26 protein-coding genes are annotated in these 23185 nt (G+C 61.9%); all 26 read right to left on the reverse strand.

Annotated features, from left to right (window positions below; genetic code table 11):
- Nucleotides 1–29: 29 nt before the first annotated feature.
- The 26 genes from rplR to rplJ all read right to left on the reverse strand — a co-directional run bounded on the left by rplR (nt 30) and on the right by rplJ (nt 22956).
- Nucleotides 30–389, reverse strand: a complete 360-nt coding sequence (rplR, locus tag EO139_RS16225; protein WP_016900655.1) for a 50S ribosomal protein L18 — start codon at nt 387–389, stop codon at nt 30–32.
- An 89-nt stretch (nt 390–478) separates the two neighbouring features.
- The gene (rplF, locus tag EO139_RS16230) at nt 479–1006 is read right to left on the reverse strand and encodes a 50S ribosomal protein L6 (RefSeq protein WP_104608441.1); all 528 of its coding nucleotides are present in this window, start codon (nt 1004–1006) and stop codon (nt 479–481) included.
- Between the two features lie 15 nt (nt 1007–1021).
- Nucleotides 1022–1420 carry a 30S ribosomal protein S8 gene (gene rpsH, locus EO139_RS16235; RefSeq protein WP_010371096.1) on the reverse strand — a complete coding sequence of 133 codons (399 nt, stop codon included), beginning with the start codon at nt 1418–1420 and terminating at the stop codon, nt 1022–1024.
- 205 nt (nt 1421–1625) lie between these two features.
- Nucleotides 1626–1931 carry a 30S ribosomal protein S14 gene (rpsN, locus tag EO139_RS16240; protein ID WP_005917137.1) on the reverse strand — a complete coding sequence of 102 codons (306 nt, stop codon included), beginning with the start codon at nt 1929–1931 and terminating at the stop codon, nt 1626–1628.
- Between the two features lie 18 nt (nt 1932–1949).
- Nucleotides 1950–2492 (reverse strand): 50S ribosomal protein L5, encoded by a 543-nt coding sequence (gene rplE, locus EO139_RS16245; protein WP_010371090.1) that lies wholly within the window; start codon nt 2490–2492, stop codon nt 1950–1952.
- A gap of 11 nt (nt 2493–2503) precedes the next feature.
- Nucleotides 2504–2821, reverse strand: coding sequence for a 50S ribosomal protein L24 (gene rplX / locus EO139_RS16250; RefSeq protein WP_003486696.1), 318 nt, complete (start codon nt 2819–2821; stop codon nt 2504–2506).
- A gap of 15 nt (nt 2822–2836) precedes the next feature.
- A complete protein-coding gene (rplN, locus tag EO139_RS16255) occupies nt 2837–3205 on the reverse strand; it encodes a 50S ribosomal protein L14 (protein WP_003486699.1) in 369 nt (122 codons plus the stop codon).
- Nucleotides 3206–3219: 14 nt separating this feature from the next.
- Nucleotides 3220–3489: a 30S ribosomal protein S17 gene (rpsQ, locus tag EO139_RS16260; protein ID WP_102252624.1), complete on the reverse strand. Its 270-nt coding sequence runs from the start codon at nt 3487–3489 to the stop codon at nt 3220–3222.
- Between the two features lie 11 nt (nt 3490–3500).
- Nucleotides 3501–3686, reverse strand: coding sequence for a 50S ribosomal protein L29 (gene rpmC, locus EO139_RS16265; protein WP_006450638.1), 186 nt, complete (start codon nt 3684–3686; stop codon nt 3501–3503).
- Nucleotides 3686–4099 carry a 50S ribosomal protein L16 gene (rplP, locus tag EO139_RS16270; RefSeq protein ID WP_011036127.1) on the reverse strand — a complete coding sequence of 138 codons (414 nt, stop codon included), beginning with the start codon at nt 4097–4099 and terminating at the stop codon, nt 3686–3688. Before rplP ends, rpmC begins: the two co-directional genes overlap by 1 nt.
- Nucleotides 4100–4104: 5 nt before the next feature.
- A complete protein-coding gene (gene rpsC, locus EO139_RS16275; RefSeq protein WP_102252623.1) occupies nt 4105–4839 on the reverse strand; it encodes a 30S ribosomal protein S3 in 735 nt (244 codons plus the stop codon).
- A 17-nt stretch (nt 4840–4856) separates the two neighbouring features.
- On the reverse strand, nt 4857–5192 hold the full coding sequence (gene rplV / locus EO139_RS16280) for a 50S ribosomal protein L22 (protein ID WP_002811686.1): 336 nt from the start codon (nt 5190–5192) through the stop codon (nt 4857–4859).
- 13 nt (nt 5193–5205) lie between these two features.
- Nucleotides 5206–5475, reverse strand: a complete 270-nt coding sequence (gene rpsS / locus EO139_RS16285) for a 30S ribosomal protein S19 (protein ID WP_005993369.1) — start codon at nt 5473–5475, stop codon at nt 5206–5208.
- Between the two features lie 6 nt (nt 5476–5481).
- Complete coding sequence (gene rplB, locus EO139_RS16290; RefSeq protein ID WP_126971452.1) at nt 5482–6309, reverse strand: 50S ribosomal protein L2; 828 nt, start codon at nt 6307–6309, stop codon at nt 5482–5484.
- Between the two features lie 10 nt (nt 6310–6319).
- Nucleotides 6320–6619, reverse strand: coding sequence for a 50S ribosomal protein L23 (gene rplW, locus EO139_RS16295; protein WP_002811694.1), 300 nt, complete (start codon nt 6617–6619; stop codon nt 6320–6322).
- A complete protein-coding gene (gene rplD, locus EO139_RS16300) occupies nt 6616–7221 on the reverse strand; it encodes a 50S ribosomal protein L4 (RefSeq protein ID WP_016900669.1) in 606 nt (201 codons plus the stop codon). Before rplD ends, rplW begins: the two co-directional genes overlap by 4 nt.
- Before the next feature lie 12 nt (nt 7222–7233).
- The gene (gene rplC, locus EO139_RS16305) at nt 7234–7884 is read right to left on the reverse strand and encodes a 50S ribosomal protein L3 (protein ID WP_006450633.1); all 651 of its coding nucleotides are present in this window, start codon (nt 7882–7884) and stop codon (nt 7234–7236) included.
- A gap of 11 nt (nt 7885–7895) precedes the next feature.
- Nucleotides 7896–8207 carry a 30S ribosomal protein S10 gene (gene rpsJ, locus EO139_RS16310; RefSeq protein ID WP_003486723.1) on the reverse strand — a complete coding sequence of 104 codons (312 nt, stop codon included), beginning with the start codon at nt 8205–8207 and terminating at the stop codon, nt 7896–7898.
- Between the two features lie 463 nt (nt 8208–8670).
- Nucleotides 8671–9861, reverse strand: a complete 1191-nt coding sequence (gene tuf, locus EO139_RS16315) for an elongation factor Tu (RefSeq protein ID WP_104582262.1) — start codon at nt 9859–9861, stop codon at nt 8671–8673.
- A gap of 48 nt (nt 9862–9909) precedes the next feature.
- Nucleotides 9910–12027 carry an elongation factor G gene (gene fusA, locus EO139_RS16320; RefSeq protein WP_046345811.1) on the reverse strand — a complete coding sequence of 706 codons (2118 nt, stop codon included), beginning with the start codon at nt 12025–12027 and terminating at the stop codon, nt 9910–9912.
- Between the two features lie 137 nt (nt 12028–12164).
- Nucleotides 12165–12632 carry a 30S ribosomal protein S7 gene (gene rpsG / locus EO139_RS16325; protein ID WP_005993356.1) on the reverse strand — a complete coding sequence of 156 codons (468 nt, stop codon included), beginning with the start codon at nt 12630–12632 and terminating at the stop codon, nt 12165–12167.
- Nucleotides 12633–12644: 12 nt separating this feature from the next.
- Complete coding sequence (gene rpsL / locus EO139_RS16330) at nt 12645–13019, reverse strand: 30S ribosomal protein S12 (RefSeq protein ID WP_002811712.1); 375 nt, start codon at nt 13017–13019, stop codon at nt 12645–12647.
- A 222-nt stretch (nt 13020–13241) separates the two neighbouring features.
- Complete coding sequence (rpoC, locus tag EO139_RS16335) at nt 13242–17456, reverse strand: DNA-directed RNA polymerase subunit beta' (RefSeq protein WP_104582265.1); 4215 nt, start codon at nt 17454–17456, stop codon at nt 13242–13244.
- A 100-nt stretch (nt 17457–17556) separates the two neighbouring features.
- Nucleotides 17557–21708, reverse strand: coding sequence for a DNA-directed RNA polymerase subunit beta (gene rpoB, locus EO139_RS16340; protein ID WP_104535790.1), 4152 nt, complete (start codon nt 21706–21708; stop codon nt 17557–17559).
- A 294-nt stretch (nt 21709–22002) separates the two neighbouring features.
- On the reverse strand, nt 22003–22368 hold the full coding sequence (gene rplL / locus EO139_RS16345) for a 50S ribosomal protein L7/L12 (protein ID WP_008574194.1): 366 nt from the start codon (nt 22366–22368) through the stop codon (nt 22003–22005).
- Between the two features lie 54 nt (nt 22369–22422).
- Nucleotides 22423–22956: a 50S ribosomal protein L10 gene (gene rplJ / locus EO139_RS16350; protein ID WP_104582264.1), complete on the reverse strand. Its 534-nt coding sequence runs from the start codon at nt 22954–22956 to the stop codon at nt 22423–22425.
- Between the last annotated feature and the right edge of the window lie 229 nt (nt 22957–23185).

Below are 23185 nucleotides of genomic sequence, written 5' to 3' on the forward strand. Positions count from 1 at the left end.
GTGACCGATGGCCACGTCCGCAGCAGTGCTTAGAACTGCAGGCCGCCTTCGCGAGCTGCATCGGCCAGCGCCTTGATACGGCCATGGTAGCGGTAGCCCGAGCGGTCGAACGCGACCTTCTCGATGCCCGCAGCCTTGGCGCGCTCGGCGATCAGCTTGCCGACCTTGACGGCCGCATCGCTGTTCTTGCCGTTCTTCAGGCCTTCCTTGACGTCGGCCTGCAGGGTGTTCGCCGCGGCGATCACCTTGGAACCGTCGGCGGTGAAGACCTGCGCATACAGATGCTGGCCGGTGCGCAGCACCGACAGGCGAGCGACGCCCAGCTCACGGATGTGCGAACGGGTGGACTTGGCGCGACGCAGACGGGCGATGTTCTTGTTGATGCTCATGATATTTATCCTACGGAAGCTGAAGGAAGCAGGCTTTTGCATCGGAAGTCCGGCCATGGATGGCCGGGCTCCTAGCAGAGGGACCTGCGTTACGCCTTCTTGGCTTCCTTGCGAATGATGACTTCACCGGCGTACTTCACACCCTTGCCCTTGTAGGGCTCCGGCGGACGGAAACCGCGAATCTTGGCGGCGACTTCGCCGACGCGCTGCTTGTCGGCGCCCTGGACCACGATCTCGGTCTGGGTCGGGGTCGACAGCGTGATGCCTTCCGGCGCCACGAACACCAGCGGATGCGAGAAACCGAGCGCCAGGCTCAGATCCTTGCCCTGCATGGCGGCGCGGTAACCGACGCCGACCAGCTCGAGCTTACGCTCGAAGCCTTCGGACACACCCTTGACCATGTTGGCCAGGATGGCGCGCACGGTACCGGTGATGGCGATCTGCGACGGGTCATTGGCCGACAGCGTGGCAACGTCGCCGTCGATGGCGATTTCGACGCCAGTCGGCTTCGGCAGGGTCAGGGTGCCCTTCGGACCCTTGACGCTGACCAGCTCGGGCTGGACGTTGAGTTCAACACCCTTCGGAAGGGAAACAGGCTTCTTGGCTACACGGGACATGATCGATTCCTTCCCTTAGGCCACGAAGCACAGGACTTCACCACCAACGCCGGCTTCGCGAGCCTGCGCATCGGTCATGATGCCCTTCGACGTGGAGATGATGGCGATACCCAGGCCACCCAGGACCTTGGGCAGCTCGGTCTTGCCGCGGTACTGGCGCAGACCCGAGCGCGAGAAACGCTTCAGGGTCTCGATGACCGGACGGCCTTCGAAATACTTCAGCACGATTTCCAGCTCCGACTTGTTGTTCTCGGTCGCTGTCACGCGTAGGTCTGTGATGTAACCCTCGTCCTTCAGGACCTGGGCGATCGCAACCTTGATCTTGGACGACGGCAATTTCACCGTCTGCTTACCAACCGCGGCCGCATTCTTGATGCGTACCAGCAGGTCGGCGATGGGATCAGTCATGCTCATATGAGTACCTTTGAGTGCACCGATATCCGCTTTCGCGAAAATCTTGTGTTTTCCTGGGGATGGGCCAGGACCCTTTACGCCATGCCGCGCCCATGCGGGCAAGACAGAAGCGGAAGTATACGACAAAAGAGCCCGACTTGCGTCGGACTCCCCTGTTGAACAGAACGATCCTGTTCAAGCCGGCCGCGAACGGCCGGCAATGCTGTTACCAGCTTGCCTTGCGCAGGCCCGGAACGTCACCGTTCATCGTGGCCTTGCGCAGCATGTTGCGACCCAGACCGAACTTGCGGTAGACACCGCGCGGACGGCCGGACAGCTCGCAACGGTTGCGGTGGCGGCTCGGCGACGAATCGCGCGGCAGCTTCTGCAACTTGGTCGACGCATCGATCTTCTCTTCGTAGGACGCATCCTGACTGGAGAGGATCTTCTTCAGCGCATCACGCTTGCCGGCGAATTTCTTCGCCAGCTTTGCACGCTTGATGTCGCGGTGGATCATGGAGGTCTTTGCCATTTCGGATGTCCTCGACGGTCAGTTACGGAACGGGAACTTGAACGCTGCCAGCAGCGCCTTCGCTTCCGCATCCGTCTTGGCGGTGGTGGTGATGGCGATATCCATACCGCGAATCGCGTCGACGGCGTCGAAGTCGATTTCCGGGAAGATGATCTGTTCCTTCACACCCATGTTGAAGTTGCCACGACCGTCAAAGGAGCGACCGGAAACACCACGGAAGTCGCGCACGCGCGGCAGCGAGATGTTGATCAGACGATCCAGAAACTCGTACATCTTGGCGCGACGCAAGGTGGTCTTGCAGCCGATCGGCCAACCGTCACGAATCTTGAACGATGCGACCGAAACGCGCGACTTGGTGACCACCGGCTTCTGGCCGGAGATCTTGGACATGTCGGCGACCGCATTTTCCAGAATCTTCTTGTTGGTAGCCGCCTCGCCCACGCCCATGTTGAGCGTGACCTTGACCAGCTTCGGCACTTCCATCGGATTGGTGTAGCCGAATTCCTTCATCAGGGCCGGCACCACGTTTTCCTTGTAAAACTTTTCGAGACGAGTGTTCATGATCGCATTCCTCAGGCGTCGAGCGCCTCACCGCTGGAGCGGAACACACGCAATTTGCGTCCATCCTCCAGCACCTTGAAGCCAACGCGCTCGCCCTTGCCCGTTGCCGGGTTGACGATATTGACGTTGGAGATATGGATCGACGCTTCACGCTCGACCACGCCGCCGGCGACACCCGCCTGCGGGTTCGGCTTGGTGTGGCGCTTGATGACGTTGGCATTGGAGACGATCACGCGATCGCCGTCCACACGCACAACTTCACCCTGCTTACCCTTGTCCTTGCCGGTGTTGATGACGACCTGGTCGCCCTTCTTGATACGGTTAGCCATGTATATGTCCTCCGCTCACAGCACTTCGGGAGCGAGCGAGACGATCTTCATGAACTTCTCGGAACGCAGCTCGCGCGTCACCGGCCCGAAGATGCGGGTCCCGATCGGCTCCTGCTTATTGTTCAACAGCACAGCGGCGTTGCCATCGAAGCGGATCAGCGAACCGTCGGGACGGCGCACACCCTTGCGGGTACGCACCACGACGGCGTCGTAGACTTCGCCCTTCTTGACCTTGCCACGCGGAATGGCGTCCTTGACGGTCACCTTGATGATGTCGCCAATGTGTGCGTAGCGGCGCTTGGAGCCGCCCAGCACCTTGATGCACATCACTTCCTTGGCACCCGAATTGTCGGCGACATCGAGGTAGCTCTGCATCTGGATCATGATTCAGATCTCCCTTATTCGGCCGAACGGGTGACGATTTCGACCACCCGCCAGTTCTTGGTCTTGGACATTGGAGCAATCTCGGTCACACGCACGACGTCGCCTTCGTTGCAGGCATTGTCGGCGTCGTGTGCGTGGAGCTTGGACGAGCGCTTGATGTACTTACCGTACAACGGGTGCTTGACCTGGCGCTCCACCAACACGGTGACCGTCTTGTCCATCTTGTTGCTGACGACACGGCCTTCGACCGTGCGCAGCGTTTGCTTTTCGTTGTTGTCGCTCATCGCGGCCGTCCTTACTTGGTGCTGCCGAGCAGGTACTTGACGCGAGCAATCTCGCGGCGCACCCGGCGGGTATCGTGGGTCTTCGGCAGCTGGCCGGTGACCTGCTGCATACGGAGCGAGAACTGCTCCTTACGCAGATCGGTCAGGTGGGCCTTCAGTTCGTCAGCCGACTTCTCGCGGAGTTGTTTGATATCCATCAGCGCACCGTCCGGGTCACGAAAGTGGTGGTCACCGACAATTTCGCGGCGGCAAGGCGGAAGGCCTCACGTGCGATATCTTCGGGAATCCCCTCGATTTCATAGATCATGCGGCCCGGCTGAATCTGCGCGACCCAGTACTCCACGTTGCCCTTACCGGAGCCCATGCGGACTTCGATCGGCTTCTTGGTGATCGGCTTGTCGGGGAACACACGGATCCACATCTTGCCGCCCTTCTTGACGTGGCGGCTGATCGTACGACGTGCTGCTTCAATCTGACGCGCGGTCAGCTGACCGTGCGCGGTTGCCTTGAGGCCGTACTCGCCGAAGCTGACGGCGTTTCCGCTCCATGCCAGGCCGTCGTTACGGCCCTTGTGCATCTTGCGGTATTTGGTTCGCTTGGGTTGCAACATTGCCGTTACCTCGCTTCACGAGCCGGGCGCGAAGGACGGTCACCACGGTCGCCGCGATCGTTACGATCGTTGCGCGGGCTGTCGTCCTGCTTCTCCTGGCCAACCTGGGAGAAGTCGAAGACCTCACCCTTATAGATCCAGACCTTGATGCCGATGATGCCGTACGTCGTGGACGCCTCGGCAAAACCGTAATCAATGTCGGCACGTAGCGTGTGCAGCGGCACGCGGCCTTCGCGGTACCACTCCGAACGGGCGATTTCTGCACCGTTGAGGCGGCCAGCCACGTTGACCTTGATGCCCAGGGCACCCAGGCGCATCGCGTTGCCGACCGAGCGCTTCATTGCACGGCGGAACATGATGCGACGCTCAAGCTGCTGCGCGATCGACTCGGCGACCAGCTGCGCATCCAGCTCCGGCTTGCGCACTTCGGTGACGTTGATGTGGGCAGGAACACCCATCATCGCGCTCACTTCCTTGCGCAGCTTTTCGATGTCCTCGCCACGCTTGCCGATCACCACGCCCGGACGGGCGGTGTGAATGGTCACGCGGGCGGTTTTGGCAGGGCGCTCGATCAAGATCTTGCTGATACCTGCCTGCGCGAGCTTCTTGCGCAGCATTTCACGCACTTTCAGGTCGGCTGCCAGATAGGCGGCGAAGTCGGCCTTGTTTGCGTACCACTTGGAATTCCAGTCCTTGGCGATGCCAAGGCGAATTCCAGTCGGATGAACTTTATGACCCATGGTCTTTTCCTTTCCGCTTACTTGGCGGCGCCGACAATCACAGTGATGTGACTGGTGCGCTTGAGGATGCGGGTACCGCGGCCTTTCGCCCGCGCCATGAAACGCTTCAGGGACGGACCTTCATCAACCATGATGGTCTTGACCTTCAGCTCGTCGACATCCGCGCCCTGATTGTTCTCGGCATTGGCAATCGCCGACTCCACAACCTTCTTGATCAGGTGCGCAGCCTTTTTATCCGAGAACTTCAGCAGATTGACCGCACGTTCGGCGGACAAACCACGCACCTGGTCAGCGACCAGGCGGGCCTTCTGCGGGGAGATGCGCGCGGTGCGCAGGATTGCTTTCGCTTCCATCGTCATCTCTCCCTTACCTGCTCGACTTCTTGTCGCCACCGTGACCCTTGAAGGTCCGGGTGACGGCAAATTCGCCGAGCTTGTGGCCGACCATATTCTCGTTGACGAGCACCGGAATGTGGTTCTTGCCGTTATGCACGGCGATGGTGATGCCTACCATTTCCGGCAGGATCATCGAACGGCGCGACCAGGTCTTGATCGGCTTCTTGCTACCCGCAGCGGACTCCACCTTCTTTGCAAGGTGGTGATCGACGAACGGGCCCTTCTTGAGTGAACGTGCCATGGTCGATTAGCCCCTACGATCGCGGACGATGAATTGCTGGGTGCGCTTGTTCTTGCGCGTCTTGTAACCCTTGGTCGGAACACCCCACGGGGTGACCGGATGCGGATTACCCTGGCCAGCCTTGGCCTCACCACCACCGTGCGGGTGATCGACCGGGTTCATGGCCGCACCGCGAACGGTCGGGCGAACACCGCGCCAGCGCTTGGCGCCAGCCTTGCCCAGCTTCTCGAGGTTGTGCTCGTCGTTGCCGACTTCGCCGATGGTGGCGCGGCACTCGACCGGCACCTTGCGCATTTCGCCCGAGCGCAGACGCAGCGTGGCATAGATGCCTTCGCGAGCGACCAGCTGGACGGCTGCACCGGCAGCACGTGCGATCTGAGCGCCCTTACCCGGCTTCAGCTCGATAGCGTGGACCGTCGTACCGACCGGGATGTTGCGCAGCGGCAGCGTGTTGCCGGTCTTGATCGGTGCGTTGGCACCGGCAATGACCTGATCGCCAGCCTTCAGGCCCTTGGGGGCGATGATGTAGCGACGCTCGCCGTCGACATAGCACAGCAGGGCGATATGAGCGGTACGGTTCGGATCGTATTCGATCCGCTCCACACGCGCCGGAATACCTTCCTTGTTGCGCTTGAAGTCGATGATGCGGTAGTGCTGCTTATGACCACCACCGACGTGACGCACGGTGATGCGGCCATGGTGGTTACGACCACCGGACTTGCTCTGCGAATCGAGCAGCGCCGCGTGCGGTGCGCCCTTGTGCAGATCGGGAGTAACCACGCGCACGGCGGAACGACGGCCGGGAGAGGTGGGTTTGAACTTCATCAATGGCATGGGATGGACCTCAGGCCTTGGCCGTTACGTCGATGGACTGACCATCAACCAGGCGGACGTACGCCTTGCGCCAATTGCCACGGCTGCCAGCACGGTTACGGAAGGACTTGCTCTTGCCCTTGACGTTGACCACGTTGACCGCTTTGACCTTGACGTCGAACAGCTGCTCAACCGCGGCCTTTACATCGGCCTTGGTGGCTTCGTTCGAAACTTCGAAGACATACTGGTTGGAGATTTCCTGCAGGCGCGCGGTCTTTTCGGAGACTCGCGGAGCACGCAGCACGCTGAAGATTTTTTCGTTGCTGCTCATGCCAGCCACTCCTCGACCTTCTTGACCGCATCGGCGGTGATCACGACCGTATCGGCCCCGACCAGAGCGACCGGATCCAGACCCTGCACATCACGCACCTGCACATACGGCAGATTGCGGGCGGACAGATACAGGTGCTCGGAGGCTTCCTCGGTGACGATCAGCGGGCGCTTGCCCACATCCAGTCCCTTCAGCTTCTCGATCAGACCCTGGGTCTTGGTGGTTTCGACGTCGAACGCATCGACGATCATCAGGCGACCCTGGCGATTAAGCTCAGAGAAGATCGCGCAGATGGCCGCACGGTACATCTTGCGGTTGACTTTCTGTTCGAAGCTGCGCGGCTTGGCCGCGAAGGTCACGCCGCCGCCGACGAAGATCGGAGCCGTCAGCGCGCCATGGCGCGCACCGCCGCCCTTCTGCTTCTTCGACTTCTTGGTCGTGCCCGCAACTTCCGAACGCGTCTTCTGTGCCTTGGTACCAGCGCGACCGGCATTGCGATAAGCGACGACGACCTGGTGAACCAGATCTTCGCTGAATTCGCGACCGAACACGGCATCGGAGACCGAGACCTTGTTGTTGCTACCCGTGATAACGAGTTCCATCGTCATCTCTCCTTATGCCTTGCTCGCCGGACGGACGATCACGTCGCCACCAGCTGCGCCAGGCACGGCGCCGCGGATAGCAATCAGACCACGCTCGACGTCGACCTTGACCACTTCCAGGTTCTGCGTGCTTTGCTGCACGGCGCCCATGTGGCCCGACATCTTCTTGCCCGGGAAAACGCGACCCGGGGTCTGGCGCTGACCCAACGAACCCGGCGCGCGATGCGACAGCGAGTTACCGTGAGTTGCATCGCCCATACGGAAGTTGTAGCGCTTGATGGTGCCCTGGAAACCCTTACCCTTGGTGACGCCCTGGACGTCGACCTTCTGGCCGACCTCGAAGATGTCCGCCTTGATTTCGCCGCCGACGGCGAAATCGCCGAGCTGGGCATCTTCAACGCGGAATTCCCACAGGCCGCGACCCGCTTCCACCTTCGCCTTGGCGAAGTGGCCAGCAGCCGGCTTGTTGACCAGCGCGGCACGACGGGCACCAACGGTAATCTGCACGGCGCTGTAGCCGTCAGCTTCGACGGTCTTGATCTGCGCGATGCGGTTTGGAGTTGCTTCGATCAGCGTGACCGGTACCGAGCGACCGTCTTCGGTGAAGACGCGGCTCATACCAGCCTTGCGGCCTACGAAGCCCAACGAATATTTCTTCGTCATGGTCGTAGTCCTCAGGTCAACTTGATCTGAACGTCGACGCCAGCCGCGAGTTCGAGCTTCATCAGCGCGTCCACGGTCTTGTCGTTCGGGTCGACGATATCGAGCACACGCTTGTGCGTGCGGGTTTCGTACTGGTCACGCGCATCCTTGTCGGCATGCGGGGATACGAGGATGGTGTAACGTTCGATCTTGGTCGGCAACGGGATCGGGCCACGCACTTGCGCGCCGGTCCGCTTAGCCGTTTCGACGATCTCGCTGGCCGAACGGTCGATCAAACGATGATCGAACGCCTTCAACCGAATCCGGATCTTTTGTTCCGACATGACGGAAGCTTCCTTCGTTAAAAGAGCGACGGGCAAGGCCTCTGGGATACCTGCCCCGATATTCCTGACGTAGATGAAATCGCCGTGCATCCTGCTGACGAGGGCATTTCCTCCGCCCAAAAACTGAGGCAGACCGGTAAACCGGCCTGCCCAGACGGAAAAGTATAATGCGCGACAAGAGCACGGTCAACAACAGGTGAGTTGTTGAGTGCTCCATGCAACGCGACCTTCCCGGTCTGGCGAACACGAGCGGCATCCTGCCGTTCTTTTCGCTGTAACTCAGCGCCCTACCCAGGGACACCGAGCCGCGCATTATAGCGAGGCACCTTTACATGCGCAAGCGCCCTACCCGATAAAGACGCCGGCCGTGCACGCACCTCCGACTCGGCCCACGAAAAAGGGCCGGCTTGCGCCGACCCTTGTTCGTGCAGATCCAGCGACCGAAGCCGCCGGATTGCAGGACTTACTTGACGATCTTGGCAACCACGCCGGCGCCGACGGTACGACCGCCTTCACGGATGGCGAAGCGCAGACCTTCGTCCATGGCGACCGGGTTGATCAGGGTCACGACCATCTTCACGTTGTCGCCCGGCATCACCATCTCCACGCCTTCCGGCAGCTGGCAGGCGCCAGTGATGTCGGTGGTGCGGAAGTAGAACTGCGGACGGTAGCCCTTGAAGAACGGGGTATGACGGCCACCCTCGTCCTTCGACAGCACGTAGACTTCGGCTTCGAACTCGGTATGCGGCTTGATCGAACCCGGCTTGCACAGCACCTGGCCACGCTCGACGTCGTCACGCTTGGTGCCGCGCAGCAGCAGACCGGCGTTGTCGCCTGCCTGACCCTGGTCCAGCAGCTTGCGGAACATTTCCACGCCGGTGACGGTGGTCTTCTGGGTATCACGGATACCGACGATTTCAATTTCGTCGCCAACCTTGATGATGCCGCGCTCGATACGACCGGTCACCACGGTGCCGCGGCCGGAGATCGAGAACACGTCTTCAACCGGCATCAGGAACGGGCGGTCGACGTCGCGGGTCGGCTCCGGAATGAACGAATCCAGCGCCTCGACCAGCTTCAGGATCGCCGGCACGCCGATGTCGCTCTGGTCGCCGTCCAGCGCCAGACGCGCCGAACCGTGAATGATTGGCGTGTCATCGCCCGGGAAGTCGTACTTGCTGAGCAGCTCGCGCACTTCCATCTCGACCAGCTCGAGCAGCTCGGCGTCGTCGACCATGTCGGCCTTGTTCAGGAACACGACGATGTGCGGCACACCGACCTGACGCGAGAGCAGGATGTGCTCGCGGGTCTGCGGCATCGGGCCGTCGGCGGCCGAACACACCAGGATCGCGCCGTCCATCTGCGCCGCACCGGTGATCATGTTCTTGACGTAGTCGGCGTGGCCGGGGCAATCGACGTGCGCGTAGTGACGGGTCGGGGATTCGTATTCGACGTGTGCGGTCGAAATCGTGATGCCGCGCGCCTTCTCTTCCGGCGCCGCGTCGATCGCGTCATACGCCTTGAACTCGCCACCGAAACGCTCAGCACCGATCTTGGTCAGCGCGGCTGTCAACGTGGTCTTGCCATGGTCGACGTGACCGATGGTGCCGACGTTCACGTGCGGCTTGGTGCGCTCAAATTTAGCTTTTGCCATGACTAACTACCTCTAATTGAAAAATTTGTGAGAAGCGGCTGAGCGAACTCAGCCCTTCTTGGTGACGGCGTCGGCGATGTTGGCCGGTGCCTCTTCGTAGTGGTCGAATTCCATCGAGAACGTCGCACGGCCCTGGCTCATCGAGCGCAGCGAGGTCGCATAACCGAACATCTCGCCCAGCGGAATCATCGCGTTGATGATCTTGCCCGACGGGCTGTCGTCCTGACCCTGCAGCACGCCACGACGGCGGCTCACGTCGCCCATCACGTCACCCAGGTAATCCTCCGGGCTGACGATTTCGACCTTCATGATCGGCTCCAGCAACACCGGGCTGGCTTTCGCAAAGCCCTGCTTGAACGCCATCGACGCGGCCAGCTTGAACGCCATTTCCGAGGAGTCGACGTCGTGGTACGAGCCGAACACCAGCTTGACCTTCACGCCCACCACCGGGAAGCCGGCGATCGGACCACTGGTGATCGTCTCGCGCAGACCCTTTTCGACCGAGGGGATGAATTCCTTCGGGATGATGCCGCCGGTGATGTCGTTGATGAAGAGGAAATCGTCCTTGACGTTGTCGCTCTTGCGATCTTCCTCGGTCATCGGCGACAGCTCGATCACCACGTGACCGTACTGACCCTTACCACCGGACTGCTTGGCGTGCTTGTAGTCGGACTTGACGTCGGACTTGCGGATCGTTTCGCGATAGGCCACCTGCGGCTTGCCGACGTTGGCCTCGACATTGAACTCGCGACGCATACGGTCGACGATGATGTCCAGGTGCAACTCGCCCATGCCCGAGATGATGGTCTGGCCGGATTCTTCGTCGGTCTTGACGCGGAACGAGGGATCTTCCTGCGCCAGACGGCCCAGGGCCATGCCCATCTTTTCCTGGTCCGACTTGGTCTTGGGCTCCACCGCCATCGAGATCACCGGCTCCGGGAACACCATGCGCTCCAGGGTGATGACCTTGTCCTGCGCACACAGCGTGTCGCCGGTGGTGACGTCCTTCAGACCCACGGCAGCGGCGATGTCACCAGCGCGCACTTCCTTGATCTCTTCGCGATTGTTGGAGTGCATCTGCAGGATGCGGCCCACGCGCTCTTTCTTCGACTTGACCGGGTTGTAGACCTGGTCGCCGGAGTTCAACGTGCCCGAGTAGACACGGAAGAACGTCAGCGAGCCCACGAACGGGTCGGTCATGATCTTGAACGCCAACGCCGAGAACGGCGCGGTATCGGTGGCAGGACGGGTGTCTTCCTTCTCGTCCTCGTCGATACCCTGGACCGGCGGACGGTCGGCCGGCGACGGCAGCAGGTGCACGACGCCGTCGAGCATGGCCTGCACGCCCTTGTTCTTGAACGCCGAGCCACAGAACACCGGCACGATTTCGACCTTCAGGGTGCGCTCGCGCAGACCCACCAGGATCTCCTCTTCGCTCAGGTCGCCCTCGTTGAGGTACTTGTCCATCAGGTCTTCGCTGGCTTCGGCAGCCGCCTCGACCATGAACGAACGCGCCTCGGTCGCGATCTCGACCAGGTCGGCCGGGATGTCGCGGTATTCGAAGGTGGTGCCCTGCGATGCGGTATCCCAATGGATCGCCTTCATCTTGAGCAGGTCGACCACGCCCTCGAAGCCGTCTTCGGCGCCGATCGGCACCTGCATCGGCACGGCGTAGGCACCCAGACGGGCCTTCAACTGCTCGACGACCTTGTCGAAGTTGGCACCGGTACGGTCCATCTTGTTGACGAAGGCCATGCGCGGCACGGAGTACTTGTTGGCCTGGCGCCACACGGTCTCGGACTGCGGCTGCACGCCACCAACGGCGCACAGCACGAACACCGCACCGTCGAGCACGCGCAAGGAGCGCTCCACTTCGATGGTGAAGTCGACGTGCCCGGGGGTATCGATGATGTTGAAGCGGTGCTGCGGCATGGACTTGTCCATGCCCGACCAGAATGCAGTGGTCGCAGCGGAGGTGATGGTGATACCACGCTCCTGCTCCTGCTCCATCCAGTCCATCACTGCAGCGCCGTCATGGACTTCGCCGATCTTGTGACTGACACCGGTGTAGAACAGGATGCGCTCGGAGGTGGTGGTCTTGCCGGCATCGATGTGGGCCATGATGCCGAAGTTGCGGTAACGCTCGATAGGGGTGGTGCGGGCCACGGGGAGCCTCTCAATTTCTTGGATTTCGGATGGCCGAACGCCGCCTTTCGGCGGCCTTCGGATTGGATGCGACGCCAAAGGCGTCGCAAACAGCACTCAGATGGTGCTGAAGGGCCCCGTTACCAAGGCCCACGAGGTCACCAGCGGTAATGTGCGAACGCCTTGTTCGCCTCCGCCATACGGTGCGTCTCTTCGCGCTTCTTGATCGCGCCGCCACGGCTTTCCGAGGCGTCCAACAGTTCTGCAGCCAGCTTGCGCGGCATGGTGTTCTCGCCACGCTTGCGCGCGGAATCGATCAACCAGCGCATTGCCAGCGCCATGCGACGGGAGGAGCGCACTTCGACGGGCACCTGATAGGTAGCACCACCGACGCGACGCGATTTAACTTCGACAGCCGGGGCCACGTTGTCCAGTGCTTTCTGCACCAGCTCGACGGCATTCGGATTCTTTTCGCCAATGACGTCCATCGCGCCATAGACAATTTTCTCAGCAACCGACTTCTTGCCACTTTGCATCACCATATTGATGAAGCGGGCAATGGTTTCGCTGCCATGCTTTGGATCAGGCAGGACGGTGCGCTGCGGAGTAGAACCTTTACGGGACATTGGAGTGTTTCCTTAGCTCTTCGGGCGCTTGGCGCCGTACTTGGAACGACCTTGACGGCGCTTTGCGACGCCGGCGGCGTCCAGCGAACCACGGACGGTGTGATAACGCACACCGGGAAGATCCTTGACGCGGCCACCGCGAATCAGGACCACGGAGTGCTCCTGCAGGTTGTGGCCTTCACCACCGATGTAGCTGATGACCTCTTCCTGGTTCGTCAGGCGCACCTTGGCAACCTTACGCAGGGCCGAGTTCGGCTTCTTCGGGGTAGTGGTATAGACGCGTGTGCAGACGCCACGGCGCTGCGGACACTTGTCCAGTGCCGGAGAGGCACTCTTGTAGGTGGTCGCTTGCCGAGGCTTGCGGACCAGCTGATTGATCGTCGTCATCAGTTGATTCTTCTGATTGAGAGGCCGAGACGGCCTTGCACGAAAACAAAGGCAGGCCGAAAAACGGCCCGCCGAGACAGGGAAGTATAGCTGGCAGGACGAAACTCCGTCAACTTCACGGAAATCTAACCCTGCTGGCCCATCCAAAGGCCGGAAAACGGAGGGCCTCCTGCCCTCCTTTTCGCTTGGCTTACGGCGATCTTGCGATCGCCGTCGGAGCGCTTACTCCTCGTCCGCGCCAGCGTCGGCCACGGCTGCGACCGGTTCGGCAACCGTCGGCTTGCCCGACAGCGTTTCCATTTCCGAGTCGGTCAGACCCGACGACTTGCGACGTCCGGCGTGATACGCCAGACCCGTACCGGCCGGGATCAGACGACCCACGATCACGTTTTCCTTCAGACCGCGCAGGTTGTCGCGGGTGCCGCGCACGGCAGCCTCGGTCAACACGCGGGTGGTCTCCTGGAACGAGGCCGCCGAGATGAACGACTCGGTGGCCAACGAGGCCTTGGTGATACCCAGCAGCACCGGATCGTACTTGGCCGGCAGCTCGTTGCGCTTGACCAGGCGGGCATTTTCCTCGATGACGCGCTGGCGCTCGACCTGCTCGCCGTTGAGGAACTTGCTGGTGCCCTGGTCGGTGATCTCGACCTTGCGCAGCATCTGGCGGGTGATCACCTCGATGTGCTTGTCGTTGATCTTCACGCCCTGCAGGCGATACACGTCCTGGATTTCCTTGACCAGATACGCGGCCAGCGGCTCGACACCCAGCAGACGCAGGATGTCCTGCGGGCTCGGCTCGCCGTCCACCACGGTCTCGCCCTTGGTCACATGCTCGCCTTCGAACACGATGATCTGGCGGTACTTGGGAATCAGCTCTTCGTGTTCCGAACCATCGGTGTCCTTGATGATCAGGCGCTGCTTGCCCTTGGTGTCCTTACCGAAGCTGATGATGCCCGAGCGCTCGGCCAGGATCGCCGGATCCTTCGGCTTGCGCGCTTCGAACAGATCGGCAACGCGCGGCAGACCACCGGTGATGTCGCGGGTCTTGGACGCTTCCTGCGGGATCTTGGCGACCACGTCGCCCACGCCGACGGCGGCGCCGTCCTGCAGGTTGACGATGGAGCGCGGCGGCAACAGGTACTGCGCCGGCAGATCCGTATTCGGGATCGTCAGGTCGTTGCCCTTGCCGTCGACGATGCGCACGATCGGGCGCAGCTCCTTGGCATGTGCACCGCGACGCTTCGGGTCGGTGATTTCGCGCGAGGCCAGACCGGTCAGTTCGTCGGTCTTCTCGATGACGGTGACGCCGTCGACGAAGTCGATGAAGCGGATGAAACCGGCCACTTCCGACACGATCGGGTGGTTATGCGGATCCCAGTTCGCCACGCCCTGCCCGGCCTTGACCGCATCACCATCCTTGGCGGTGATGGTGGCACCGTACGGCAGCTTGTAACGCTCGCGCTCGCGGCCATGGCCGTCGAGCACGGACAGTTCGCCCGAACGCGAGACAGCGACCAGCGCGCCGCTGGCGTGCGCCACAGACTTCAGGTTGTTGAACTTCACCGAGCCGGTGGTCTTGACGGTGATGTTGTCCACCGCCGCCGCACGCGATGCCGCACCACCGATGTGGAACGTACGCATGGTCAGCTGGGTACCCGGCTCACCGATCGACTGCGCCGCAATGACGCCGACCGCCTCACCGATGTTGACCTGGTGACCGCGGGCGAGATCGCGACCGTAGCAGCGTGCGCACACGCCGAACGAGGATTCGCAGCTGATGGTCGAACGCACCTTCACCGACTGCACGCTGGCGTCTTCCAGCTTGGCAACCCAGGCTTCGTCCAGCAGCGTGTTGCGGGTGACGATCGGCTCTTCGTCGTTGCCCGGCAGGTACACGTCCTCGGCCACCACACGGCCCAGCACGCGCTCGCGCAACGGTTCCACCACGTCGCCGCCTTCCACGATCGGGGTCATGATCAACCCTTCGGTGGTGCCGCAATCGACCTCGGTGATCACCACGTCCTGTGCCACGTCGACCAGACGACGGGTCAGATACCCCGAGTTCGCGGTCTTGAGCGCGGTATCGGCCAGACCCTTACGGGCACCGTGGGTGGAGTTGAAGTACTCCTGCACGTTCAGGCCTTCGCGGAAGTTCGCCTTGATCGGCGTCTCGATGATCGAGCCATCCGGACGCGCCATCAGGCCACGCATGCCGGCCAGCTGACGGATCTGCGCCTGGCTACCACGCGCACCGGAGTCGGCCATGATGTACAGCGAGTTCATCGACTTCTGGTCGATGGTCTCGCCCTTGGCATTTTCGACCTTCTCGGTACCGATGGTGTCCATCATCGCCTTGGCGATGCGCTCGCTGGTGCGCGACCAGATGTCCACGACCTTGTTGTAGCGCTCGCCGGCGGTGACCAGACCGGACTGGTACTGTTCCTGGATCTCCAGCACTTCGGCTTCGGCCTCGGTGAGGATGCCCTTCTTCTCGTCCGGGATCAGCATGTCGTCGATGCCGATCGACACGCCTGCGCGGGTCGCATAGGCATAGCCGGTGTACATCAGCTTGTCGGCGAACACGACAGTGTCCTTCAAGCCCAGCAGACGGTAGCTGGAGTTGATCAGACGCGAGATGTTCTTCTTGGTCATCTCGGTGTTGGCCAGCTGGAACGGCAGGCCTTCGGGCAGGATTTCGCTCAGCAGCGCACGCCCGACCGTGGTGTCCACGATCGAGGTGCCGCTGCTGCGCTTGCCGTCGGCTTCCACGTCCACCTGGGTGATGCGGACCTTGACCTTGGCGTGCAGTTCCACCACGCGGTTGTCGTAGGCGCGCTTCACTTCGCTGGTGTTGGCGAACACCATGCCTTCGCCCTTCTTGTTCTCCAGGGCGCGGCTCATGTAGTACAGGCCCAACACCACGTCCTGCGACGGCACGATGATCGGCTCACCGTTGGCCGGCGACAGGATGTTGTTGGTGGACATCATCAGCGCACGCGCTTCCAGCTGGGCTTCCAGCGAGAGCGGCACGTGGACGGCCATCTGGTCACCGTCGAAGTCGGCGTTGAACGCAGTACACACCAGCGGATGCAGCTGGATGGCCTTGCCTTCGATCAACACCGGCTCGAACGCCTGGATGCCCAGGCGGTGCAGGGTCGGCGCACGGTTCAGCAGCACCGGGTGCTCGCGGATCACTTCTTCCAGGATGTCCCAGACTTCGGCTTCTTCGCGCTCGACCAGCTTCTTGGCGGCCTTGATGGTGGTGGCCAGACCGCGACGCTGCAGCTTGGCGAACACGAACGGCTTGAACAGCTCCAGCGCCATCTTCTTCGGCAGGCCGCACTGGTGCAGCTTGAGGTACGGACCGACGGTGATGACCGAACGACCGGAGTAGTCCACGCGCTTGCCGAGCAGGTTCTGACGGAACCGGCCCTGCTTGCCCTTGATCATGTCGGCCAGCGACTTCAGCGGACGCTTGTTGGTGCCGGTGATGGCACGGCCGCGACGGCCGTTGTCCAGCAGCGCATCGACCGATTCCTGCAGCATGCGCTTCTCGTTGCGCACGATGATGTCCGGCGCATTGAGCTCGAGCAGACGACGCAGACGGTTGTTGCGGTTGATCACGCGGCGGTACAGATCGTTCAGATCCGAGGTCGCGAAGCGGCCGCCATCCAGCGGCACCAGCGGACGCAGGTCCGGCGGCAGCACCGGCAGCACGGTCATGACCATCCACTCCGGACGGTTGCCCGATTCCAGGAAGGCTTCGATCAGCTTGATGCGCTTGGTGAGGCGCTTGAGCTTGGTTTCCGAACCGGTGCTGGCGATTTCCTCGCGCAGGCGGGTCATTTCCGACTGCAGGTCGATCGTGCGCAGCAATTCGTACACGGCCTCGGCGCCCATGGCGGCGTCGAAGTCGTCGTTGTACTCCTGGCGTGCGGTCAGGTACTGCTCTTCGGTCAGCAGCTGACGGCGCTCGAGCGGGGTCAGGCCCGGCTCGGTGACCACGTAGGCTTCGAAGTACAGCACGCGCTCGATGTCACGCAGGGTCATGTCCAGCATCAGGCCGATGCGCGAGGGCAGCGACTTGAGGAACCAGATGTGCGCGACCGGCGAGGCCAGGTCGATGTGACCCATGCGCTCGCGACGCACCTTGGCCAGGGTGACTTCGGTGCCGCACTTTTCGCAGACCACGCCGCGGTGCTTCATGCGCTTGTACTTGCCGCACAGGCACTCGTAGTCCTTGATCGGTCCGAAGATGGCGGCGCAGAACAGGCCGTCACGCTCGGGCTTGAAGGTCCGGTAGTTGATGGTTTCGGGCTTCTTCACTTCGCCGTAGGACCACGAACGGATCAGGTCCGGCGATGCCAGCGCGATCTTGATCGCGTCGAAATCCAGCGTCTGGCGCTGTTGATTGAAGAGGTTGAGCAGGTCTTTCATTTGATATCTCCGGGTCGGAGGAATTTCGTATCTGAGATGAAACCGAGGGACTTACGTTCCGGATCCCGGCACCGCGTTGCGGCACCGGGATCCGGCGCGATCACTCTTCCAGTTCCATGTTGATCGCCAGCGAGCGGATTTCCTTCACCAACACGTTGAAGGATTCCGGCATACCCGCGACCATCTCGTGCTCACCATCGACGATGTTCTTGTACATCTGGTTGCGGCCCTGCACGTCGTCGGACTTCACCGTCAGCATTTCCTGCAGGGTGTAGGCCGCGCCGTAGGCTTCCAGCGCCCAGACTTCCATCTCACCGAAGCGCTGACCACCGAACTGCGCCTTGCCGCCCAGCGGCTGCTGGGTGACGAGCGAGTACGGACCGGTCGAGCGCGCATGCATCTTGTCGTCGACCAGGTGGTTCAACTTCAGGTAGTGCATGTAGCCGACCGTGGTCTTGCGATCGAACGCTTCGCCGGTACGACCGTCGTACAGCTGGGTCTGACCGCTCTGCGGCAGCTCGGCCAGTTCCAGCATGCGCTTGATTTCCGCTTCGCTGGCGCCGTCGAACACCGGGGTGGCCATCGGCACGCCATCGATCAGGTTCTTGCCCAGGTTGAGCAATTCCTCATCGCTGAACTGCGACAGGTCCACGCGCTGGGCATTGATCGCGCTGTCGTGGTTGTAGATGTCGTCCAGGAACTTGCGCAGCTCGCTGACCGCCGCCTGGGCTTCCAGCATGCGCTGGATCTTGCGACCCAGGCCCTTGGCAGCCCAGCCCAGATGCACTTCCAGAATCTGGCCGATGTTCATACGCGACGGCACGCCGAGCGGATTCAGCACGATGTCGACCGGCTCGCCGGTGGCCATGTACGGCATGTCCTCGACCGGCACGACATTGGAGACCACACCCTTGTTGCCGTGGCGGCCTGCCATCTTGTCGCCCGGCTGGATGCGGCGCTTCACTGCCAGGAACACCTTGACCATCTTCAGCACGCCCGGTGCGAGGTCATCGCCCTGGGTGATCTTGCCGCGCTTGTCGGCAAAGCGTGCTTCAAATTCCTTCTCGTGCGCCTGGATCTGCTTCTGTGCGCGCTCGATGGCGTCGGCGGCGTCTTCGTCCTTCATGCGCAGCTGGAACCAATCGGACTTCTTCAGCCCGTCCAGATACGCGTCGGTGACGTTGTCGCCCTTCTTCAGGTTCGGACCGCCGTTGGCAACCTTGCCCACGATCTGCGAACGCAGACGTGCGTAGATGGCCGCTTCCAGGATGCGGAACTGGTCGTCGAAGTCCTTCTTGACGCGCTTGATCTCGGACTCTTCGATCTGACGCGCACGCTTGTCCTTCTCGATGCCGTCGCGGGTGAAGACCTGCACGTCGATGACGGTGCCGTCCATGCCCGGGGGCACGCGCAGCGAGCTGTCCTTCACGTCGGACGCCTTCTCACCGAAGATCGCACGCAGCAGCTTTTCTTCCGGGGTCAGCTGGCTCTCGCCCTTCGGCGTGACCTTGCCGACCATGATGTCGCCGGCGCGCACTTCCGCACCGATGTACACCACGCCGCTCTCGTCCAGACGGTTCAGCGCCTGCTCGGACACGTTCGGGATGTCGGCGGAAATTTCCTCCGGCCCCAGCTTGGTGTCGCGTGCAACGCAGGTCAGTTCCTCGATGTGGATCGTGGTGTAACGATCCTCTTCCACCACGCGCTCGGAGAGCAGGATGGAGTCTTCGAAGTTGTAGCCGTTCCACGGCATGAACGCGATCAGCATGTTCTGGCCCAGCGCCAGTTCACCGATGTCGGTGGACGGACCGTCGGCCAGCACGTCGCCGCGCGCGATCACGTCACCCACGTTCACCAGCGGACGCTGGTTGATGCAGGTGTTCTGGTTGGAGCGGGTGTACTTGATCAGGTTGTAGATATCCACGCCGGCATCGGTGCCGCCGCCGATTTCCGCCTCGTTGACCTTGACCACGATGCGGGCCGCGTCGATCTGCTCGATCACGCCACCACGCAAGGCATTGACGGTCACGCCCGAGTCGCGCGCAACCGCACGCTCGATGCCGGTACCGACCAGCGGCTTCTGCGAACGCAGCGTCGGCACGGCCTGGCGCTGCATGTTGGCGCCCATCAGTGCGCGGTTGGCGTCATCGTGCTCCAGGAACGGCACCAGCGCCGCGGCGACCGACACGGTCTGCATCGGCGAGACGTCCATGAAGTGCACTTCGGCCGGCGGCTTCAGCAGCGACTCGCCCTGGAACCGGCACGGCACGAACTGCTCGGTGAGCATGTTCTTGGCATCGGTCAGCGCGTTCGCCTGGGCGATCACGTACTCGTTCTCTTCGATCGCCGACAAGTATTCGACGTCGTCGGAGACCTTGCCGTCCAGCACCTTGCGGTACGGCGTCTCGAGGAAGCCGTACTGGTTGGTGCGGGCAAACACGGCCAGCGAGTTGATCAGGCCGATGTTCGGGCCTTCCGGGGTTTCGATGGTGCAGACGCGGCCGTAATGGGTCGGATGCACGTCGCGCACTTCGAAGCCGGCGCGCTCGCGGGTCAGGCCGCCCGGGCCCAGTGCGGAGACGCGACGCTTGTGCGTCACTTCCGACAGCGGGTTGTTCTGGTCCATGAACTGCGACAGCTGCGAGGAGCCGAAGAACTCTTTGATCGCCGCAGCCACCGGCTTGGCGTTGATCAGTTCCTGCGGGGTCAGACCCTCGGACTCGGCCATCGACAGGCGTTCCTTGACCGCGCGCTCGACGCGGACCAGGCCCACGCGGAACACGTTCTCGGCCATTTCGCCGACCGAACGCACGCGACGGTTGCCCAGGTGATCGATGTCATCGACCACGCCGCGCCCGTTACGGATCTCGGTGAGCACCTTGATCACTTCCAGGATGTCGGAGGTATCGGTGTGTTCGGCGACCAGGCGCTTGGATTCTTCGTCGTTGCGCTCGGCAAAGTACTTCTTGTCGTACAGCACCGACTCGCCCAGCACGTCCTTGCGGCCGACGCGACGGTTGAACTTCATGCGGCCGACCGTGGACAGGTCGTAACGCTCGAAGGTGAAGAACAGGTTGTGGAACAGGTTCTGTGCGGCTTCCTTGGTCGGCGGCTCGCCCGGACGCATCATGCGGTAGATTTCGACCAGCGCTTCGAGCTGGGTCTTGGTCGGATCGATGCGCAGGGTGTTGGACAGGTACGGACCGCGGTCCAGATCGTTCACCCACAGGGTGCCGACCGCATCGACGCCGGCCTTGCGGAAGGCCGCCAGCTGGTCTTCGGTGATCTCGTCGTTGGCATTGGCCAGCAGTTCGCCGGTCGAGCCATCGACCACGTCGTGCGACAGGATGCGGGTGAGCAGATAGTCGTCCGGCACGGCCAGCGCGGCAACGCCGGCGGCTTCGAGCTGCTTGACGTGACGGGCGGTGATGCGCTTGCCCGCTTCCACGATGACCTTGTCGCCATCGGCCAGGTCGAAGTTCAGCGTTTCACCACGCAGACGCTCCGGCACCAGCTCCAGCTGCACGCCTTCGTCCGGGTTGATGTGGAAGGTGTTGATCTCGAAGAACTCGGCCAGCATCTCTTCGTTGCTGTAGCCGAGCGCACGCAGCAGGATCGACACCGGCAGCTTGCGGCGACGGTCGATACGGGTGAACAGCGCATCCTTCGGGTCGAACTCGAAGTCCAGCCAGGAACCGCGGTACGGAATGATGCGGGCGCTGTACAGCAGCTTGCCCGAGCTGTGGGTCTTGCCACGGTCGTGGTCGAAGAACACACCCGGCGAGCGGTGCAGCTGCGAGACGATGACGCGCTCGGTGCCGTTGACGATGAAGGTGCCGTTGTCGGTCATCAGCGGGATTTCGCCAAGATAGACCTCCTGCTCCTTCACGTACTTGATGGCCTTGGTCGACGACTCGCGGTCGTAGATCACCAGACGCACGGTCACGCGCAGCGGCGCGCCATAGCTCATGCCGCGCTGACGGCATTCACGCTCGTCAAACACCGGCTGACCCAGCTTGTAGCCGACGTATTCCAGCGCGGCGTTGCCGCTGTAGCTGGAAATCGGGAACACCGACTTCAGTGCCGCGTGCAGACCGAGGTCCTTACGCTTGGTCGGCTCCACGTCTTCCTGCAGGAATTCGCGGTAGGAATCCACCTGGATCGCAAGCAGGAACGGCACTTCGAGAATCGAGCGCTGCTTGCCGAAGTCCTTGCGGATACGCTTTTTTTCGGTGAACGAATAAGACGTCATGAGTCTTCACCCTAGGCTGCGGGGGCCGCGTCGCGGCGGCCCTGAAATAACAAAATTGTCAGTTGGAAGTCGCTGGTATTGCCGGCACCAGCACGCCTTCTCCCGCTACTTCCAACTACCAACTCGGTGAAGCAGGGATTGGGGATGACGAGATTGGGAATACGCGAAGATTGCCTTCGAATCCCGAATGCCGACTCTCAAATCCCGGCCTTCCATCAACGGCCAAAGGCCGGGAGCTTTACGCTCCCAGCCTTCAGTGCATCACCATGAAACGCTGGCGATGCAAGGTACTGCTTACTTGATTTCGACAGTCGCGCCAGCTTCGGTCAGTTCCTTCTTGATCTTCTCGGCTTCGTCCTTCGAAGCGCCTTCCTTCAGCATGCCACCGGCTTCGGTCAGGTCCTTGGCTTCCTTCAGACCCAGGCCGGTCACGGCGCGGACGGCCTTGATGACGCCGACCTTGTTGGCGCCGCAGTTGGTCAGCACCACGTTGAACTCGGTCTGCTCTTCGACCACGGCGGCCGGGCCAGCTGCAGCAGCAGCGACCGGAGCGGCGGCGGAGACGCCGAACTTCTCTTCGATGGCCTTGACCAGCTCCATCACTTCCATCAGGGACTTCTCGGCGATGGCGTCGACGATCTGTTCGTTGGTAAGGGACATTGTGATTACCTTTAAATGATTTTCTGGATTGGGGTTCTAGCGAACGCTAGGACATCAAGCTTCGGCAGTCTCGGCGACCGGCGCGGCGGCTTCGTCGCCACCACCCTGCTTGTCGCCCACGGCCTTGACGGCACGGGCAAACATGGCAGCCGGTTCGGACAGCACGCGGGCCAGCATGGCCAGGGCCTGGTCGCGGGTCGGCAGCGAAGCCAACACGTCGACGTGGCCCGCCGGGAACAGTTCCCCGCCGATGGACACGACCTTGGCCTGCAACTTGTCGTTGCCCTTGGCGAATTCCTTGATCAGGCGACCGGCAGCGCCGGGCTCCTCCATCGAAAACGCATACAGCAAAGGACCGACCAGCTTGTCAGCGACGACAGCGAACTCGGTACCTTCAACGGCGCGCGCAGCCAGGGTGTTCTTGACAACTTTCAAGAACACACCGGTTTCGCGGGCCTGCTTGCGCATCGCGGTCATCTGGGAGACCGTGATGCCAGCGTATTCGGCGGCGATCAAGGAGTGAGCCTTGGCGGCGATGTCTGCCAGCTCGGCGACTACTTCTTGCTTCTGAGACAGATTGAGAGCCATTGCACTCCTCCGTTAAAGCCGGGATGGGTGATTGGTGCTTGGTGATTCGTCGAAAGCCATGAAGCCGCTCCTGCAAATCCCCAATGCCGAATCCCTAATCCCCGCTTCAAACTACTCCGCTCGCGGCTCCTGCCGGTTGCGGTCCAGGGCAGCCTCCTTCCTGGAAGCCGGGAACATCGACCGATGTTCCTTTGGTGGCCGTTCTAGACCTGGAGTGGGCTCGATCCGG

The organism is Xanthomonas sp. BRIP62411 (assembly GCF_003993525.1).
GTDB classification, from domain to species: Bacteria; Pseudomonadota; Gammaproteobacteria; order Xanthomonadales; family Xanthomonadaceae; genus Xanthomonas; species Xanthomonas euroxanthea.

What these genes read in the sequence shown, in the direction of transcription:
- rplC (WP_006450633.1), bottom strand. Translation starts at nt 7,884, where the DNA reads ATGACGAAGAAATATTCGTTGGGCTTCGTAGGCCGCAAGGCTGGTATG.
- rplF (WP_104608441.1), bottom strand. Translation starts at nt 1,006, where the DNA reads ATGTCCCGTGTAGCCAAGAAGCCTGTTTCCCTTCCGAAGGGTGTTGAA.
- tuf (WP_104582262.1), bottom strand. Translation starts at nt 9,861, where the DNA reads ATGGCAAAAGCTAAATTTGAGCGCACCAAGCCGCACGTGAACGTCGGC.
- rplL (WP_008574194.1), bottom strand. Translation starts at nt 22,368, where the DNA reads ATGTCCCTTACCAACGAACAGATCGTCGACGCCATCGCCGAGAAGTCC.
- rpsJ (WP_003486723.1), bottom strand. Translation starts at nt 8,207, where the DNA reads ATGTCGGAACAAAAGATCCGGATTCGGTTGAAGGCGTTCGATCATCGT.
- rplX (WP_003486696.1), bottom strand. Translation starts at nt 2,821, where the DNA reads ATGGCTAACCGTATCAAGAAGGGCGACCAGGTCGTCATCAACACCGGC.
- rplW (WP_002811694.1), bottom strand. Translation starts at nt 6,619, where the DNA reads ATGAGCAGCAACGAAAAAATCTTCAGCGTGCTGCGTGCTCCGCGAGTC.
- rplV (WP_002811686.1), bottom strand. Translation starts at nt 5,192, where the DNA reads ATGGAAGCGAAAGCAATCCTGCGCACCGCGCGCATCTCCCCGCAGAAG.
- rplP (WP_011036127.1), bottom strand. Translation starts at nt 4,099, where the DNA reads ATGTTGCAACCCAAGCGAACCAAATACCGCAAGATGCACAAGGGCCGT.
- rpoB (WP_104535790.1), bottom strand. Translation starts at nt 21,708, where the DNA reads ATGACGTCTTATTCGTTCACCGAAAAAAAGCGTATCCGCAAGGACTTC.
- rpmC (WP_006450638.1), bottom strand. Translation starts at nt 3,686, where the DNA reads ATGGATATCAAACAACTCCGCGAGAAGTCGGCTGACGAACTGAAGGCC.
- rpsN (WP_005917137.1), bottom strand. Translation starts at nt 1,931, where the DNA reads ATGGCAAAGACCTCCATGATCCACCGCGACATCAAGCGTGCAAAGCTG.
- rplN (WP_003486699.1), bottom strand. Translation starts at nt 3,205, where the DNA reads ATGATCCAGATGCAGAGCTACCTCGATGTCGCCGACAATTCGGGTGCC.
- rplB (WP_126971452.1), bottom strand. Translation starts at nt 6,309, where the DNA reads ATGCCATTGATGAAGTTCAAACCCACCTCTCCCGGCCGTCGTTCCGCC.
- rpsC (WP_102252623.1), bottom strand. Translation starts at nt 4,839, where the DNA reads ATGGGTCATAAAGTTCATCCGACTGGAATTCGCCTTGGCATCGCCAAG.
- rplJ (WP_104582264.1), bottom strand. Translation starts at nt 22,956, where the DNA reads ATGGCTCTCAATCTGTCTCAGAAGCAAGAAGTAGTCGCCGAGCTGGCA.
- rpsH (WP_010371096.1), bottom strand. Translation starts at nt 1,420, where the DNA reads ATGAGCATGACTGATCCCATCGCCGACCTGCTGGTACGCATCAAGAAT.
- rpoC (WP_104582265.1), bottom strand. Translation starts at nt 17,456, where the DNA reads ATGAAAGACCTGCTCAACCTCTTCAATCAACAGCGCCAGACGCTGGAT.
- rplR (WP_016900655.1), bottom strand. Translation starts at nt 389, where the DNA reads ATGAGCATCAACAAGAACATCGCCCGTCTGCGTCGCGCCAAGTCCACC.
- rpsL (WP_002811712.1), bottom strand. Translation starts at nt 13,019, where the DNA reads ATGACGACGATCAATCAGCTGGTCCGCAAGCCTCGGCAAGCGACCACC.
- rplD (WP_016900669.1), bottom strand. Translation starts at nt 7,221, where the DNA reads ATGGAACTCGTTATCACGGGTAGCAACAACAAGGTCTCGGTCTCCGAT.
- rpsQ (WP_102252624.1), bottom strand. Translation starts at nt 3,489, where the DNA reads ATGAGCGACAACAACGAAAAGCAAACGCTGCGCACGGTCGAAGGCCGT.
- rpsS (WP_005993369.1), bottom strand. Translation starts at nt 5,475, where the DNA reads ATGGCACGTTCACTCAAGAAGGGCCCGTTCGTCGATCACCACCTTGCA.
- rplE (WP_010371090.1), bottom strand. Translation starts at nt 2,492, where the DNA reads ATGAACACTCGTCTCGAAAAGTTTTACAAGGAAAACGTGGTGCCGGCC.
- rpsG (WP_005993356.1), bottom strand. Translation starts at nt 12,632, where the DNA reads ATGTCCCGTAAAGGTTCTACTCCGCAGCGCACCGTCCTGCCTGATCCA.